Here is a 17,937-nt window from a genome sequence, read left to right on the forward strand (position 1 = left end):
TTTCGCTATTAACCAAACGACCAAATGTATAAAAAATATGTTAAAGATTTTTGTATGCCCAGTGGCTACATGCTTAAAATCCTGTTGACTATGAAGTTAACCGTTATTCTTTTAATCGCCGGTATGCTGCAGGTTTCTGCAGCAGGCTTTGCTCAAAACGTTACGTACGTAAAGAAAAACGTATCATTGTCGCAACTCTTCGACGAGATTAATAAACAAACCGGATATGACATTATCTGGTCAGAGAAAAAACTAAAGAATATCACCCCCATTAATGCCGATTTCCATAATGCATCTCTGGAAAATGTACTTCAAATCAGTTTAAAAAATCAACCTTTAACTTACATCATTAAAGACAAAACCATTGTTCTTCGAGAACGTGATCCAATACCTGTCACTCCTGTCTCCTTAGTCGCAGCTATTGACGTGAAAGGAACTGTTCTTGATGAGAACGGCAAGCCTCTAGTCGGAGCAACAATAAAAGTGAAGGGGAGCTCAATGACTACCTTAACTAATGAAAGCGGTTCCTTCTCGATCAAAGGGATTAATGAGAATGCAGAACTGATCATCTCTTTTTTAGGCTATGATACAAAACAGGTTAAGGTTACGGCTGGAAACATGGTGATTAGTTTATCCTTGAAGCTGAATGATCTTGAGACAGTTGAAGTTTCTGTAGGTTATGGCACAAAAAAGAAAATTAATCTTTCTGGTTCTGTAGCAAGTGTTTCAGGAAATACTATAAATGAACGCCCGGCACCCAATGTACAAAACTTATTGCAAGGCCGTATAGCTGGAGTAGATGTTGTACAGTCTACAGGAGAACCTGGCAGAGACAATGGTACCTTAAGAATACGTGGATTTGGTTCAAATGGAGCCTCCCCTAATCCACTTATATTAGTAGATGGTATTATTGGATCAATTTCGAATCTTTCACCTCAGGATATTGAAAGTGTAACGGTACTTAAGGATGCTGCTTCTGCATCTATATATGGATCAAGAGCGGCCAATGGCGTAATTTTAGTAACTACTAAGAAAGGTAAGTTAGGTACTAATGACATAGAATACAATGGCAATTGGGGTACTAGCGAGGCTACAAAGTTTCCGGAATTGATTACAAATTCGGTTACCTATATGGAAATGTACAACCAGGCAAAGGCCAGAAGTGGACAAGCAGCCCAATATACTCAAGCTCAGATTGATGCATACAAAAACAATCCAAATAGTGCTCAATACCCGAATTTTAATTGGCTGGAGTATGTCTTGGGTAAAGGACCTATACAAAACCATAACCTAAGTTTTTTAGGTGGAACCGATAAAAGCAATTACAACATTTCACTAAATTATTTAGACCAAAATAGTATTACCAAGGGGTACCTTTACAAAAGGTATAATGGCCTGATAGATTTTGCTACTCAAGCGCACAGCAGGGTAAAAGTAGGCACTAACATTAATTTTTCTTATCAGGATTTTAAAGCGCCTTGGTTAACTAATGATGATTTGCTTCTATTGGCTTATGCTTCTGCTCCTACTTTTCAACCATATTTACCAGATGGTACCGGTAGAGTGGCCAGTAGAGATTATGTTTCCAGTGGAGGTACAAACAGAACTGTAGAGGAAGTTTACAATACTGGAGGTCAGTACACCAAAAACTATAACGTAAATGCCCAGGCTTTTATAAATGTTGATATTACCAAGGATTTAAAATGGTATTCAAAAGCTGCCGTTACCTTTTTTAATCAAGATTATAGGCAACGTCAATTTGCAAGTCCTTCATTTGCCTATCAACCAAATGCAGCAGGAGAATATCAGCAGGTTAGTAATGGGAATCCCTCTTTTTTCGGGCTTCGACAACGTTCCGAAAGAAATATTACTAAAGTATTTTACAGCACCCTGAACTATACCAAAACGATTGCCAATGACCACAACATAGGTGCTTTGGCAGGATACGAACAACAAGACAACAGGAGTACAACCTTAAGTGGTAATCGGTTCGATTTCCCCAACAATACCATTATGGAATTGGACGGAAGCTCACCTAAAGACCAATCATTAGGAGGTAACTCTTTTGAGTGGGCTTTGCAGTCACTGTTTGGAAGAGTAACTTATGATTATAAAGGCAAATATATTTTGGAAGGCAATATTCGTTATGATGGTACATCCAGAGTAGATCCAAAATACAGATGGGGAACCTTCGGTGGAGGCTCCGCCGCATGGAGACTCTCAGAAGAAAATTTTATAAAAGATAACGTTTCCTGGGTTGATAATTTGAAGCTAAGGGCGTCTTATGGCGTACTTGGTAATCAGGAAGTGCGATATCCCAATGGTGATCTTAACTATTACCCCTATCAGGATATTCTTACAAATACCGTTTATCCATTAAACGGCTTAAATTCGGGTGTATACTTGTTAAGAAAAACCCAAAAAGATTTGAAATGGGAAAAAACAGCCATTGTTGATTTTGGTTTAGATGTTGATTTGTTTAAAGGATTATTTGGCGCAACCGTTGACTGGTATAATAAAAACACCACAGATATATTGGCATCAGCTTCCGATCAACCTCTCAGCGTTGGTATGGATCCACCTACAATCAATGCGGGCGCTATGGTGAATAAAGGAATAGAGATAGAACTAAGGCATCAAAATCAAATTGGCGAGTTTACCTACGGAGCAAACTTTATATTCAACAGATATAGAAACAAAGTAACTAAAGTTTTAGCCCCAACTGTAGGAACATTTGAGGTTGGCCAACCTTATGACAACTTCTTTTTATACGATTGGATTGGTATTTTCCAAAGTCAGCAAGAAATAGACAACTCACCCAAACAACCAAACTCAGGCACATTAAAACCTGGAGATTTAAAAATCAGGGATGTAAGTGGAAATGGAACTGTAGGACCTGAAGATCGAATTCGCATTAGTAGATTTCCTGATTACACCTATTCTTTCAGTGTAAATGGAGGCTGGAAAGGATTTAATTTAACCGCATTTTTTCAAGGTGTACAGGGACAGAAAGTGCAAGTAGCCCAATGGGGTTACGAACCATTTATGCAAGGTTCTGCCCCACCAACAAAGTTCTTGAACGCGTGGTCGCCAACCAATCCTAGTAATACTATACCTGCCGTTTATCTTACAGGCTATTCAGGTGTAGCTGGTTATACCTCGACCTATTTTCTTCAGGATGCTTCTTACTTGAGATTAAAGAACCTTTATCTCTCTTACACATTCCCTGAAGTGATCACCAAAAAAATTGCAGCTAAAGGAATAACAGTATATGTATCAGGTGACAATTTAATTACGTGGACTAAATACGAAGGTAATGATCCTGAAAGAGCTGGATCCGGCAGATTTGCCCAGTTCCCTCAACTAAGGATATACACAGCAGGTTTAAAAATTAAATACTAATCTGCCCGGTAAAAAATGATCACATGTATTGTATTCAATAAAAAAATTCATAAAATGAAAGCAAAACAAACCAGCATATTTTTAATTATTGTAATGATAATTGGAATGCTAACTTCTTGTAAAAAGGACTTTCTCGATAAAAATCCTACTGCCGCAATAGCCAGTCAGGCATTCTGGAAAAATGACGCAGATGCGCAAATGGGTTTAGTAGGTGTATATAGACGACTGCAAAGTGGATTTTATGGCCAAAGAAAATTATGGCTTGACGCTTACTCAGATAATGCATTGGATAGGCATACTTTCTATGGTTTCAACAGCAACTTAACATTAGGTGTAGTAAACTCGACCAATATTCCGACCCCCTTTTACAACATACCATACCAAGGTATTGCGGGATGCAATTTCTTTCTGGATAATATAGACGCAGTTCCAATTACTGATGCAAAAAAAACGGATTATAAAGCTCAAGTCAGATTTATTAGGGCAATGTTCTACTTTGATCTGGTGCAGGCATACGGAGGGGTTATATTATACAAAACTGCGCCAATAACAACTGATGATGCTAGAATAGCAAAAAGTACAAAAGAAGAAGTTTTGACTTTTGTACATGAAGAGCTTGATTATGCCATCGCTAATTTACCAGATGTAGCTTATACTGGTAGTGTAGTAAAGGGTAGTGCACAAGCTTTAAAAGCCAGGGTTTATCTTTTTCAACAAAACTGGCCATTAGCAGCTAGTACTGCAAATGCAGTAATGACCGGTAGTGGTGGCTTTCAAATTTATCAAGGTGGTTATGCAAACTTATTTCTTACCACAACGCAGCAAAACAACCCAGAGATCATATTCTCTACCAAATATCTTGCGCCTAATAATCCACAGGGTGATGAGGGTGTTTTAGTGGAACTAGGTTGGTATGGCTCTATTGCTCCTTATCAAAATTTAGTAGACGATTATGAAATGGCTAATGGAAAAACGATCAACGAAGTAGGCTCTGGTTACAATCCGGCCGATCCATACACTAATAGGGATCCACGTTTAAAGTTCACCATTAAAGTACCTACGGAAAAATATATTAACCCTGATGGCTCGGTATTTAATGAGTCTGATCCACTTTTAACTACCTATTCACAGAAAAAATATATTGATTTATCCAAACTTCCGTTTGACAGGAGTAAAACACCTCTTACCGACCAAAACATCATTCACATTCGCTATGCTGATGTGTTATTAATGTATGCAGAAGCAAAAAATGAGGTAAGTGGCCCAGAGGAGAGCATTTATGCGGCTTTGAATCAAATTAGACAAAGAGCAGGTGTTAATTTGCCGCCGGTAAACCAAGCCCTTTATGATACGAAAGATAAACTAAGAGAGTTCATTCTTCATGAGAGAAGAATCGAACTAGCCTTAGAAGGACATCGCTATTATGATTTAAAAAGAAGAAACTTAATGGAAAGTAAATTGGCCCCATTAAAAAATCCAGGCGGAGCACAGTTAATCTTCGGTGAAAAAAACAATGTATTACCGTTTGCTCAATCGGAATTAGATAGAAACAAACAATTGGTACAAAACCCAGGATATAATTAATAACTAAATTAACTCCTCAAACGTTTAAAACCTCACTGGCTCTATTTAATGAGCTTGTGAGGTTTTCTTGCAGCAATATTTCTATTTAAGGACCTGATAATTTTTCTGAAATTTATAAACAATATCCACATTACTCAAGGCCATCGAAATTTTTGCTGTAATATTTTTTCTGGTGTAAAAGCGCATTTTTATAAACCTTCAAGCCTCGTCAAACTTCTCTTGCTGTTCATATACAGTGCCCTTGTTATTCTGGAAATCGGCGATGAATTGTGTTCTGCTTTTTTATCATAATATCTCTTAAATCATAAAACAGGAGAAAAAGTGCTTTTTAGCCAAATCGTATAGGTTCTGCTTGGCACTGCTGATATGGTTATACTGAAAGGCCAGCCAAGTATAGATTATTCAGTGTCTACCAATAGTTTAAATTGAAATCTTGATATTAGGTATAAATTGTATACGGTTTACTCTTTAGCTTCAATATCATGATCAACTAAAGCATTTTTATAGCCAAGTGAATAATTAATGGCGCCCCATGCAGTTAGCATCGTAATGATATCTTCTTCTTTTAGTGGGCCTGTGATTTGATTTTTACAAAACTCCAGATATTCCGTTTCGGTCATAAGCTTTATTTCAAAATAAAAAAACTTCCGATATGGGAAGTTTTTCATGGTACTCACAAATGTACTATTATCAAGGATAATTTAAAAAGTTAAGGTGAAAATTGCCTGTATTTATAATTTCGCAGCCATTTCTTAAAAATCAAGAATATACTTCCCAAATTTATTTAAGGAAGGGTCTTTAATTTAATTCCTAACAGAAAGATCAACCTCATTTCTGGATGCATCTATCACTCCCTTTTTAAAAGTATCTGTTTCATTCTTTGCCTCAGAATAATTTTGCAACAGACTCACATTAATCATAGAAACATCGTTAATACGTTATGCTAGGGAGAGACCGCCAGACGCTGTGAAATTATAAGTTTCACCCTTTCTAGCGTATCTTTCGCCCGTTGCTTTACTTGTAAACCATTACCTTTATACAGTTTATAGGTAGGTTTTATCTTATCGTTGAAGACGATTTGTTCAACGGATAATACTTCCCCGGGAATATTCCCCCCGAACCACAACGAGTCGGGTTTTTGTTTCCAAATCACCTCATATAGAATAGTTCCAGCAGGATAATCATAATCGTTATTTGCATGAACATGATCCATAGCTAAATCATTCCCGTACAAAGTGGCCATTGTGTTATTGTTTGGGTTTATAGAGGAACTTAGCGGATGCAGCAACAATGGATTCTCCGGTAATTCATTCAGTGCTAAAACACTAGCGCCTTCATTTAAAACATTCACGTTAGATTGACCGCATCCAAACAAGTTTATCAAGATCAAAATATGGGTACTAATCATTAATAGTTTTTTCATTTTCGGTTACTCCTTGTTATTTTAAATTGAGTGGAATGGTAAATACATTATCATTCTCACGGACAGGCCTGTGACATGAAATACATTCAGTGGTGAAATTTATAGTTTTTCCGTAGGGTCTCAGATCATCGCCCTTCCACCTGGCCCAACCCCAACCTTCCGTTTTAGCGTATTTTTTTGAATCTTTGATCATGTACTCCACTTGTACAAATTGACCTGTAGAGACACTCCCGTCGAGGGCTATTTCTTGCGTCCAGGCCGCTTTTGCTAAAACACTACCATCTGGCCAGGGATTTATATTTTTGGCCTTGATTGCAGCAACGGCCACTTCGTTTGCAAAAATAATTCGCATAGTCCCATTGTCAAAACGATCTGTTGTACTGATGGCTTTCCAATTTCTGTAATCCGGCATATAAGCAATGCCATTTAGAGCAGGCTTTACCCATTTATGATCCCGTTCTAACGCCTTTAACTTTACACTATCGGTTTTGCCTCTGGCGGAGATTGACAACAAATATGCCTCAAGTACTTGCATCTGATTTTTATTTATTTTAGCAGCGGGATGTGCTAAGATATAGCTGGACAGCGGCATTTCTCCAGAACGTATTTTGTTGATGGAGTAATAAAGCACTGCCTTTTGCTTAGCGATGGACATACTCATCCAGTCCTTAAAGTTTAACACTTCAGTTCCTTCCTGAATATGGGATGCTACCAAAAAACTAACCGGTGTTATTTTATCATACCAGGCCAATTCGGAAGAAGAGGAATGACAGTTGAAACAAGAGTTCCTTAAGATCTCATTTACTTCTTTGGGAACTCCGGCAAGATCCTCAGTTTTCACACCATTCTCATATTTTTTTATGTTATCCGGCCTTATGAATTGTGCCAGACCAACAATGGCAGCTAATATTAACAGTATAATCGTTTTCTTTTTCATCTTAGTTGTATTGTGAGGCAAGGTTAAACATAGGGCAAATTTATAGGCCATATCAAGGTAATTTCATTGAAATCTGGTGAAAGGGATATTTTCGACCTTAAAGCCGAACACCTTCAATCCGATTTGTTTTTGTATTTTTACCGGAACGAAAAGCGCTCCGAAATTTAACAGCTTATGACTGATATACGCTCTTGTAATCCATGAAAAAAGGCCGCCTAAATACCATTCTCCTTATAGGGCTTAGCACAGTTGTCTTCATTGTAAGTTTGGTTTCTTTCATGCTACTCTACCAATCCGCCAAGGATAACCTTTGGAACAGCAGACTTGAGTCTGGAAACAGGAGGGTAAGGGAGATAAGTGGCCTGCTGGAAACACAATTACAAAGCGGGATACCAAGGAAACAGATCATAGTCAATCTCCAGAAGAGTATCGTCAATACCGATGTTGGGAGTGAATTTATCTGCATGTATAATACAGCCGGTGTTGAACTTTGTCATCCTAACCCAGCCCTCATCGGCAAGAAGATCAGTTTAGATAATTCCAGAATTCTGAAAGATGAGGAAAACTCCGCTTTTCTTGAGGTCCTGAATTCGGGAAAATTAAGTAATGGCATCAGGTCCTTCCCTGAAGCATCCAATAAAAGTTCAGAAATCGTCAATGTTTATCCAGTCAAAGGAACAGACTGGATGGTTGCTTCTCACGTTAAAATTCCAGCGCTCGAAGAACAGCTGACAGGTCTATACTTAAAATTTTCAATAGGCTTTCTTTTAAGTACATTCATCATTATCGGCTGTAGCGTCATTTTTGTACGTATGATTTACAGCAGGTACGAGGAAAGAATGAACCAGGAGATTGACAAGCTTAACCAGGAACTTAGCGTCCTAACCAGATTAAATAATCAACTGCGTGTTTTTCAGACAGAAGATAAAGTTTCGTTACCGGTTACAGGTCCGGATCAGGAGAAATCAATCCCTAAAAAACGAATTATCGCCTATCATAAAGACGAGCTTGTCTCCATAGATACAGATACTTTAGCCTTTGTATTTTTGCAAAATGGAATTACATACATAAGTACATTTTCAGAGGAAAACTATCCGGTAAGTGACAGTTTGGATGAACTGATGAAGCAATTGGACAATGGGGATTTCTATCGTGCCAACAGGCAGTTCATTGTTAGTCTAAAGGCAATTGCTACTATATATATCTATGGAAAAAACCAGCTAAAACTCATTACAACCCCAAAATCGCCAACTGAAGTGATCATTAGCAAAAACAAGGTAGCATCTTTCAAGCAATGGCTTGACAGGTAGGGTCACGTCTCATGTCTTTCTAATCTTAGACCAAATGACCAAATGTTCACCCAATTTAAATGCACAAAACAATATACTAAACCGGTTAAAATAACCGCGAAAAGGAAACCAAAATAGCGGCTTTAAGGATTATTTTACTACAATAATTTATTTAATTTTTTCCGAGACTCTGGATTTTCTTTTATGGACAAACACTTTTTAAAACATTCAATCGCTTTTGATTTATCGCCAATTGCCAGGAAATAGTCCCCATAAGAATCGTAGACATTATCACTTTCAGGATAATTGTCAACATTTATTTTAAATAACCTTCCGGCTTTGGCATATTGCTTTTGCTGTAATAGTTCATAGCCCAAGCCGTTTATCGTATTTTCAGGTGGGGAAACCTTATAACCAAACAGCTTTGAAACTTCCTGATAATGTTTCTCGAATTTATTTACTAAGTCTACCTTAGGATCTGTCAAATCTTTAAAGGAAAACTTAAAACGATACTTGTTAAAAATGAAGCGTAAAGCATCATATTCTGTGATTAAGGGTACAGATCCGTGGTCATCATTACTATAATATTTACTTTCATACCTTAACCCGTTTTGCTTTTGCGTTTTAATATATTTATCCAAATCAAGAATTGAACGGATATGCCTGGTACCACTAGATGTGTCACTCCGAACTTTAGTTATATCCATGCGCTCATCCATAGTATTTGCAATTCCTAAATACAAAGTAGTACCTGAAAAATTCTTTTCTTTCAGAGATTTCTTAGTTGTATTTAAAAAATTCATTTTATCCCACCACATGCTTGGGTCTATGCAAATGTAAGAGTTGAACAATTTTGTATGGTTTATTGCAACGTTCATCACCGTTAGACCTCCAAGCGAATGTCCGGTTAATATTTTGTAAGGTTGAGTTGGATATAAGGAATCAATACGCGGCATCAATTCCTTTTCAATAAATGAAACAAAGCGTTCGCCGCCCCCTGATGTTTTTGAAAATGCACTATCGATAAAAGGCGCGTCAGAATCTACATGTGTTGGAGTCAGATCCCTTGTTCTGTCCGTGTTTGGAATACCAACTACAATCATTTCTGGGCAAATAGTATTGCCATTTACCTGACTGAGTTGTTGAATCATACCTACTACTGAATAAAAATGGGCATCACCATCCAACAAATATAAAACAGGGTATCGCTGTTTAGAATCAGCCTGCCAACTACTTGGTACATATATCCAGATTTTTCTTTGTTCATTCAGAATTTTCGATTGGATGCTATCAATTGTGCCGATAGTCACTTTATTGTCCTTTTGAGCCAAGGCACACAATGAAAAAAATGCTATAAGAACTGAAAGAATTAATTTTTTCATTATCGAAGTATGATTTACTGTTATTAACATAGTACAACTCCTCAATATTTGGACCGCCTATTTTATGAGATCTTGGACTCAGATAAATCAGATAATTTGAGGTTGAGCATAATTGTTATTTTAGTAAATCCAAGATAATGAATTTCCATTGAAACATAGTGACATCAGTAAAAACAATACTAAGCTCATGATTTTGTTAATTACTCCTGATTGCTTCAATATAATTGATCATATTTCAAGTCCACAGAAAACAATCGATGAGATGGTAGTATCTGTGGTATAATAGACAAACGTGATCCAAACTAAAGGGGTTGCAGATAACCTGCAACCCCTTTAGTAATTGTCATTGGAAACATTAACCCTATACTAACACAGTGTTAAAAATATGTTCCGGTCAGGAGGAATACGTTGAACATCTAAACCGCTTTTTATTGCTTATTGAGCCTATAATCGAGGATTTGGAAAGAAAAAAATTCATTTAATCAGGCATCAAAAATCAAAGTGATTTTCGATTAGGACACCTTGACCAGATTATAATAGAACAAAAGATTTCGCAAATATGAAAAGAACAGAAGGATATTGAAAAATTTGAAATAAATACATTTTGTCACATTATGATTTTTTACTTGTCTATTTACTAAATACTAGATTTATACGTAAATAAAAAACGATGGAATTACACTTTTACCCACCAGAAAACGATATATTAAAACAGTACATTGAGGGTTACTATTTTTTAAATGATCATGGAACTGGGGCTGATAGGGCATACATGACATTCCCAAACAATTACTGCATTGTTACCGTAAACCTTAATTCTAAAGTAAAACTAGAAAGAAATAAAATCTCTATTGAACCCTCTTATACTAATAATATATATGCGAGTTTTGCGTATCGTTATGTAAATCCGATAGAAGTGCAATATACAAAGCCTTTCAGAGAGATTACTATTTACTTTAAACCGCTCGGTATTAATTATTTTGTAGAAAATCTGGAAACAATGTTTTCTCTAAAAAGAATGACAGAATTTATTCCGCAATTTTCAGATTTTAAAGAGGAAATGAATAAAATTTTCCATATAGATAAAAGACCTTTACAAATAAATGCATTAGAAAATTATTGGCTATCAAAGCTGGTGATGAAAGACCTAGCATTCATGAAAACTATTTTATTAGACATTGAATCTAACATGAAAATCGAAGACATTGCTAAAAAACATCATATTTCTAGAAAGCACCTAAACCATATAGTTCAGAAGAAATTAGGAAAGTCCCCGGTGGAATACAGGAAAATATTCCGGTTCAGAAAAGCGATTACCAAATATCAAGGTTTAAAAAGCCTAACTGAACTGTCGTACGAGAATCTTTTTTTCGATCAATCTCATCTTATTAAAGATTTTAAATCCCTTACTAAAATCAATCCCAATCTTTTCTTTAGAAATGTAAACACAGCAAATAAAAATGTTTGGCTTTTTACATAGTTGGTTACATTTTTACAATTTCGATGATTTTTTCCACGGTTACTTTGTAGCAGACTTATCACTTAAGGTAAGTATTGGTAATAAACTAACAACATTTTAATCTTAAAGCCAATCAGTATGAAAAAAATAATATTTACAATAGTTATCATCTTTGCTATTCTTTTTACTAGCCTAAAAAGTTTTTCACAGCTATCTTCTCTTAAAATTGATTCGCTTATGCAAGAAGCAATAACTAAATTAAAAGTGGCTGGAGCCGCGATAGCGGTTGTAAAAGAGGGGAAGGTAATCCATCTAAAAGGCTATGGAGTTAGTTCGATTGATACAAAACAATTAACCACAGAATTTACGAACTTTCAGATAGCTTCCAATAGCAAGGCATTTACAACAGCCGCACTATCTATACTCGTTGATGAGGAAAAAATAAAATGGGATGATAAGGTAAAGGACTACATTCCAGAGTTTAAAATGTACAATGAGTATGTAACTGATAATTTTACTATTGTCGATTTATTAACTCATAGAAGCGGCCTCGCACTCGGTGCTGGTGACTTGACATTTATTCCAGATGGAGCAGATTTCACAGTAAAAGACATTACCACTATTTTCCAGAATTTTAAACCAGTTTCGGCATTTAGAACAAAATATAATTACGACAATCTGCTCTATATTATTGCGGGTGAAGTTATTAAAAGAGCAAGTAAAATGAGCTTTGAAGATTTTATTCAAAAACGCATTTTCCTACCCTTACAAATGAGTAACTCGTTTATTGGTGATTCTCTAATCAATGAAATAAAAAACCTTGCAACACCGCATTCTACAGCAACAGGCACTTTAAAAACAATTAATCGTTTCAATATTGGAATGATTGGCCCCGCAGGAGGTATATACTCTAATGTGGATGATATGTCTAAGTGGATGATCATGCAACTAAACAAAGGTAAATATGGAAATGACCTGAAGTCTTCTTTGTTCTCTACAGTTAACAGCGCTAAAATGTGGACCATACAAACAGTTTTACCAAACTATGTATCTGAAAGATATAATACCCATTTTAATGGATACGGTTTAGGTTGGCTCCTAAATGACGTGAAGGGGAATTTGGTAGCTATGCACACTGGCGGTTTACCAGGTATGTTATCACAGGTGACCTTAGTCCCGGATTTGAATTTAGGCATTGTAGTTTTAACGAATACAGAAAGTGGTGGAGGAAGTGTTGCTTTTGCAGTTTCGAGAGCAATTACCGATAGTTATTTTGGCTTAGACGACGCACATTGGATTGATAACAGGGCAAGAAATCTTACGAAAAATGTAAGTAATGTTGATGCAGTAACTAAGAAAGTCTGGGAAAAAGTAGATTCCGTAAAGAATACCAAAATTAGAAACGAGGATTACATAGGTATGTATGAAGATAAATGGTTTGGAAAGATGGCGGTTTTTATGAAGGGCAAACAACTTTGGATTAAAAGTTTACGTTCCCCAAAATTAAATGGTCCAATGTATTTCTATAACACAAATACCTTTGCCATTAAATGGGAATACCAGGATATGAATTGCGATGCATTTGCTATATTTTCCTTAAAAGAAAACAGGAAAGCTCAATCTTTCAACATAAAAGGCATTTCACCATCTATCGATTTTAGTTTTGATTTTGGTGATTTAAATTTAATTAGAGTAAAATAATTTTTTCCCTGTTGCCTAACTAGTACTTATTATTAGCAAAAAAGCTTAATAGCAATTTTAATTGTTTAAATCTGGAATCGACGTAATTAAATAAACTTTCAATACTAAATATAAAGTATTGGTAGACTATTAAGTTTGATGAAAGTTCATACGTAGTCTCCCCGTTCCTCCTTTACCAGACTGAACCATTAGCAGGAATACTTTGAACAATGCTGGCACAATTAAAAACATCGATTAGGCATAAAAAACCGGACTTTGGAGTATCAAAGTCCGGTTTAGTACCCGAGAGCAGATTCGAACTGCCACGCCGTTGCCAGCACCAGCCCCTCAAGCTGGCGCGTCTACCAATTTCGCCACCCGGGTATCTTGGCTGCAAATATATATTTATTCGCAGTATAATGTCAAGCCATCATAAGCTAATTTGATATTATCAGGCAATTCTTTTTCCACAACCTCATGAAGGCCCATATTATGGCTTATATGCGTTAAATAAGTCTGCTCTGCTCCTATCTTCTGAGCAAATTCAATAGCTTCATCTAATGTAAAATGAGAAATGTGCTGCTCCTTTTGCAACGCATTTACAACCAATATTTTAGCTCCTTTAATTTTAGCAATCGTCTCTTCAGAAACGGTTTTTGCATCAGTTATATAAACGAAATCATTTATTCTGAAGCCTAAAATTGGAAGTTTATAATGCATTATGTCCAGAGGGACTATTACAGTCTCGCCTACAGAAAACGGCTCATCGCTAATTGTATTTAAATCAATTTGCGGTAAACCCGGGTAATGTGCCTCAGCAAAAATGTAAGAAAACTCTCTTTTTAAAGCATGCTGAACGCGTTCTGTTGCATAAATCTCAATATCCTTCTTAAGGAGGTAATTAAACGGTCTGATGTCATCTAAACCGGCAACATGATCTTTATGCTCATGAGTAAACAAAATAGCATCCAGATCTTTAACATTTGCCCTAAGCATTTGGTATCTGAAGTCCGGTCCACTGTCAATAACAATAGTTTTATCGCCTGTCTCAATCAAGACAGATACCCTTAAACGTTTATCTTTATGATCGGTAGAACGACAAACAATACAATTACATGCGATAACAGGAATACCCTGCGAAGTACCTGTTCCTAAAATCGTGATCTTCAAAATAGAGGAATTACTGTCATATCGCCAAACTTAGAAAAAATTGTTAAAAAAAGCTTATCTCAAATCAACTACTTCTACCCCAGGATACTTCTTAGCATCAAAAGCAAAAGTAGATTCGGGAACCTTTACATTAGGTACAAAACTCTTTATTGAATAAGCATATTTGTTGCCATTCTTATCAAAGATTAACACATTTGCAATTTGCTTAGCTGCCTTATCAATGCCCAAACGAATCTTAAAAAAGGATTTCTTGGTATCTATTGGCGACAAGTCAATCATGTGATAAACCTTACCACCAACCTTACTATCACCGGTATACAGATACTTAAAGCCTTTTTCATATACTGTAAAAATCCTTGCAGGATTTAATACATCATCGCTATTATCAACACTGGTGAGCTGTACCTCTTTGTCATCTTTCAAATAAGTCCATTGGCTTTTACCATCGCTAATTAAGTCCTGATCGGTCATAACTACTTTGTACTTATTAGCGCTTGCCTTTGCAAACAAGGTACCTTGCTGTGTTTCTTTAATTTTTGCTTGTTGATTATCTAAAGTAAAAGTAAAATCAGCTTTAACAACATCGTACGAGCGGTACTTCTTACTTACTTCTGCTAGTATGGCTTTTGCTTTTGCATCAGTTTGAGCATAGATGGAAAAGGTTAATCCCAACACAAACATCAACAACGTTATCTTTTTCATCATGTTCTTTAATTATTTACCAAGTTCATTCAAGAACTGTTCCAAAGCATAATCGTCAGGTATTAAAACCTCCCTTGCTTTGCTTCCTTCAAACGGACCAACAACCCCTGCAGCCTCCAATTGATCTATAATACGGCCTGCCCTGTTATAACCAAGCTTTAATTTTCTTTGTATTAAAGATGTAGATCCCTGTTGATGCATCACAATTAATCTTGCTGCTTCCTCAAACATAGAATCCCTGTCATTCGGATCAAACTCCAATTTAGCCGATTCCGCAGCCTCATCAATATATTCTGGTAGCTGATAAGCTTCAGGATAACCACGTTGAACACCAATAAACTCAGAGATTCTATCAACCTCAGGTGTATCAACAAACGCACACTGCAACCTGATCAAATCATTTCCTGTAGATAAAAGCATATCCCCTCTACCAATTAACTGATCGGCACCACCGCTATCCAAAATAGTTCTTGAATCTATTTTAGACAATACCCTAAACGCCAAACGTGCCGGGAAGTTAGCTTTAATAGTACCCGTAATAATATTTACCGAAGGGCGCTGAGTTGCCAGCACAAGGTGAATACCTACCGCACGTGCTAGTTGTGCCAGTCGGGCAATAGGCGTTTCCACTTCTTTACCTGCAGTCATCATTAAATCTGCAAACTCATCCACTATAAGCACTATGTAAGGCAAAAATCTATGTGAATTATTCGGATTTAATTTCCGCTTAATGAACTTCTCATTGTATTCTTTCAAATTCCTTACCTGTGCATCTTTTAATAGATCATAACGCTGATCCATTTCTATACAAAGTGAATTTAAAGTATTAATTACCTTTTTGGTATCAGTAATGATGGCATCAGCCTCACCAGGTAATTTTGCTAAAAAGTGACGTTCAATTTTATTAAACAAGGTTAACTCTACCTTTTTAGGATCGACCAACACAAACTTAAGTTGCGAAGGGTGCTTTTTATAAAGCAGCGATACTAAAATAGCGTTAATACCTACCGATTTACCCTGACCAGTAGCCCCTGCAACAAGTAAGTGGGGCATTTTTGAAAGGTCGGCAATATAAACCTCATTAGAGATGGTTTTACCAAGTGCGATAGGCAAATCCATTGTAGTTTGCTGAAATTTCTCTGTTGCCAGGATGCTTCTCATAGAAACCATCTCAGGATGCAAATTAGGCACCTCAATACCAATAGTACCTTTACCAGGCATTGGGGCAATAATACGAATACCTAAAGCGGCTAAGCTTAACGCAATATCATCTTCCAAATTCTTGATCTTCGAAATACGAACACCAGGCGCCGGGATAATTTCATAAAGTGTAACAGTGGGCCCAATTGTAGCCTTAATCTTATCAATTTCTATATTGTAATGATTTAAGGTTTCAACAATTTTATTCTTATTGGCCTCCAGCTCATCCGCATTAACAGATATTTTGTTAGAACCATAATTCTCCAACAAATCCAAATGAGGGTATTTATAACTGGCAAGATCCAGCGTAGGATCATAAGTACCAAATTGCTCTACCAGTTCTTCAGATTTCTTATCCTCATCTGTTTTTTCAATCGTCAATTCAGGTTCAGCCTTAACCGGAACCTCCAGAATAGGAGATTTGGGTCTTTCGTCAATTGTTGGCGAAAGTACAATCGGAGTATGCGCAGCTGGAGTATGCATCACATTTACAGCCTGAGTAAATGCTGGAGCTTTCTCTTCTTCAACAACTTTCTCTTCGAACCTTGATGGAGTGACTACTACATTCTGCTCTCTTTTGCGCTGATTCCCAAGCTTATCATTCAATGTAAACTCAACAGGTTCAGAGGCAACCTCATTTTCCAGCTCAATATTGTCTGGTGTTTCAGGTACAATTGCCTGATCGCGTTTACGTTCCGGTAGTTTAAAATCTATGTTATAAGCAATAATTAAAATGGTTAATCCTAAAAAAGTAATCAACCCACCTACTCCCGCTGCCCCAATCTGTGCAGCTAGTAATTTATTTGTCCAATAACCAAATTCACCTTCTAAAAAATGAGGGGCATTTGAAAAGAAAGAATGACCAAACCCAAGGGTTAAAGAAATAAACAGTAAAAAGAAAAGACTATAACCAAGCGTTTTTTCAAGCGCGAATATTTTCACCTTAAATAACAATCGGTAACCAATAACAAAGAATACAAAAATGAAAAGAAAAGAAGCTACACCAAACCATTCATAAATGAATTGATGAGATAATAATGCACCTATTTTTCCAAGCCAGTTTTGTACTACCGGAGGAATATTTACCTGCTGCAGTTCTTCATAAGTTTTAAACAAATTGCTCCATCCACCATTTGCATCTATTACGTAACTGTAATCTTCTTGCCAGGTGAATAAATAGGAGGTAAAAGCAATAAGAAAGTAAAGTGAAAGAATGACAAAAAACAAGCCTATGATCTTAATCGCTTTCCCATTCTGAAAATCCAGGCGGGGAAATAAATCTGGTCTCTCCCTGAATTTCTTTGGGTCTTGCGATCTGGAGCCTTGCTTATCAGCTTGATCATTTTTAAAAGAATTGGATTTAAATTGGTTTCCCCTTACCGACATTTTTGTTACGAATATTTATAATCAACAAACTTAAATAATATTATTGCCATCTATGCTAAGATATTACAAATACCGCTAAACATCGTTTAATTCAACAACTTTATTCAAGCTTTAAACGGCTATTTTTTCAAAAACTTTTAAACAAAATCAATATTTTCAAAATAAATCCTGTTAATACTTTAAACCTTTCTTCGCAATTAAAGTCATATGTACAAAGTGTTTAAGTTTTGATTTTTTAAATATAGTTTTGTTTTAGGGTAATCCCGTTTAGTATTCCACTAGGCGGGATTCTTTTTTTGATAAAACATTTTTCCCTAAGTTTG

At 36.3% G+C, this 17,937-nt stretch carries 12 protein-coding genes and 1 tRNA gene; 5 read left to right on the forward strand and 8 right to left on the reverse strand.

The genetic code is table 11. The features are described 5' to 3' along the window. Positions 1 to 90 precede the first annotated feature (90 nt). Positions 91 to 3,402 (forward strand): SusC/RagA family TonB-linked outer membrane protein, encoded by a 3,312-nt coding sequence (locus tag J1905_RS01650; RefSeq protein ID WP_214225439.1) that lies wholly within the window; start codon positions 91 to 93, stop codon positions 3,400 to 3,402. Between the two features lie 54 nt (positions 3,403 to 3,456). After that, the gene (locus tag J1905_RS01655) at positions 3,457 to 4,986 is read left to right on the forward strand and encodes a RagB/SusD family nutrient uptake outer membrane protein (RefSeq protein WP_214225440.1); all 1,530 of its coding nucleotides are present in this window, start codon (positions 3,457 to 3,459) and stop codon (positions 4,984 to 4,986) included. Between the two features lie 461 nt (positions 4,987 to 5,447). On the opposite strand, the gene J1905_RS01660 is transcribed toward J1905_RS01655, so the two are convergent. The 3 genes from J1905_RS01660 to J1905_RS01670 form a co-directional block, all read right to left on the reverse strand. Next, positions 5,448 to 5,606: a hypothetical protein gene (locus J1905_RS01660; protein ID WP_214225441.1), complete on the reverse strand. Its 159-nt coding sequence runs from the start codon at positions 5,604 to 5,606 to the stop codon at positions 5,448 to 5,450. A gap of 323 nt (positions 5,607 to 5,929) precedes the next feature. Beyond that, entirely contained in the window at positions 5,930 to 6,409 is a 480-nt protein-coding gene (locus tag J1905_RS01665) for a cytochrome P460 family protein (protein ID WP_214225442.1), read from the reverse strand. 16 nt (positions 6,410 to 6,425) lie between these two features. Continuing rightward, entirely contained in the window at positions 6,426 to 7,346 is a 921-nt protein-coding gene (locus tag J1905_RS01670; RefSeq protein ID WP_214225443.1) for a heme-binding domain-containing protein, read from the reverse strand. A 200-nt stretch (positions 7,347 to 7,546) separates the two neighbouring features. Here J1905_RS01670 and J1905_RS01675 point away from each other — a divergent pair, with 200 nt between their 5' ends. Further along, on the forward strand, positions 7,547 to 8,656 hold the full coding sequence (locus J1905_RS01675) for a LytTR family DNA-binding domain-containing protein (RefSeq protein WP_214225444.1): 1,110 nt from the start codon (positions 7,547 to 7,549) through the stop codon (positions 8,654 to 8,656). 137 nt (positions 8,657 to 8,793) lie between these two features. Here the strand turns inward: J1905_RS01675 and J1905_RS01680 are convergent, their stop codons facing one another. Further along, a complete protein-coding gene (locus J1905_RS01680; protein WP_214225445.1) occupies positions 8,794 to 10,017 on the reverse strand; it encodes an alpha/beta hydrolase-fold protein in 1,224 nt (407 codons plus the stop codon). A 670-nt stretch (positions 10,018 to 10,687) separates the two neighbouring features. On the opposite strand from J1905_RS01680, the gene J1905_RS01685 reads away from it, so the two are divergent. Then, positions 10,688 to 11,497 carry a helix-turn-helix domain-containing protein gene (locus J1905_RS01685; RefSeq protein WP_214225446.1) on the forward strand — a complete coding sequence of 270 codons (810 nt, stop codon included), beginning with the start codon at positions 10,688 to 10,690 and terminating at the stop codon, positions 11,495 to 11,497. Between the two features lie 216 nt (positions 11,498 to 11,713). Then, complete coding sequence (locus J1905_RS01690; RefSeq protein WP_214225447.1) at positions 11,714 to 13,177, forward strand: serine hydrolase; 1,464 nt, start codon at positions 11,714 to 11,716, stop codon at positions 13,175 to 13,177. Positions 13,178 to 13,456: 279 nt separating this feature from the next. On the opposite strand, the gene J1905_RS01695 is transcribed toward J1905_RS01690, so the two are convergent. From J1905_RS01695 to J1905_RS01710, 4 genes are all read right to left on the reverse strand, one after another. Beyond that, positions 13,457 to 13,540, reverse strand: a tRNA-Leu gene (locus J1905_RS01695). A gap of 21 nt (positions 13,541 to 13,561) precedes the next feature. After that, positions 13,562 to 14,326, reverse strand: coding sequence for an MBL fold metallo-hydrolase (locus J1905_RS01700; protein WP_214225448.1), 765 nt, complete (start codon positions 14,324 to 14,326; stop codon positions 13,562 to 13,564). Positions 14,327 to 14,380: 54 nt separating this feature from the next. Then, positions 14,381 to 15,031, reverse strand: a complete 651-nt coding sequence (lolA1, locus tag J1905_RS01705; protein ID WP_250317963.1) for an outer membrane lipoprotein periplasmic chaperone LolA1 — start codon at positions 15,029 to 15,031, stop codon at positions 14,381 to 14,383. Positions 15,032 to 15,040: 9 nt separating this feature from the next. Next, complete coding sequence (locus J1905_RS01710) at positions 15,041 to 17,614, reverse strand: FtsK/SpoIIIE family DNA translocase (protein ID WP_214225449.1); 2,574 nt, start codon at positions 17,612 to 17,614, stop codon at positions 15,041 to 15,043. Positions 17,615 to 17,937: the final 323 nt, after the last annotated feature.

This window comes from Pedobacter sp. B4-66 (genome assembly GCF_018492665.1).
GTDB lineage: Bacteria > Bacteroidota > Bacteroidia > Sphingobacteriales > Sphingobacteriaceae > Pedobacter.